We start from the raw sequence: 340 nt of genomic DNA, 5'->3' as shown, positions 1-340 counted from the left end.
TGGTGACGATGCACCACATCGTCTCCGACGGCTGGTCCATGGGCGTCCTCGTCCGCGAACTCACTGCGCTCTACGCGGCATTCACCACGGACAACGACCCGGCCCTCAGCCCCTTGTCGGTGCAGTACGCGGACTTCGCGGCATGGCAGCGCCAGTGGATGCAGGGTGAAGTGTTGGAGGCGCAGCTCGGCTACTGGAAGCAGCAGTTGTCCGGAGCCCCCGCGGCGCTCGACCTGCCCACGGACCGTCCTCGTCCGCCCGTGCAGTCGCACCGGGGGGCCACGGTGGACGTGCGCCTCCCGCCGGAGGTCTCGCAGGCGCTCAAGGCCCTGGCCCAGCG

General features: G+C 70.0%; 1 protein-coding gene. It reads left to right on the top strand.

What is annotated here, in order from left to right; genetic code table 11:
• The coding region (locus ACLEQD_RS45315) for a condensation domain-containing protein (protein ID WP_410392060.1) at positions 1–340 on the top strand (340 nt) is incomplete at both ends.

Source organism: Corallococcus sp. 4LFB (assembly GCF_046520365.1).
In the GTDB taxonomy this organism is placed as follows: domain Bacteria; phylum Myxococcota; class Myxococcia; order Myxococcales; family Myxococcaceae; genus Corallococcus; species Corallococcus caeni.
This window is presented reverse-complemented; position numbering and strand designations above follow the sequence as displayed.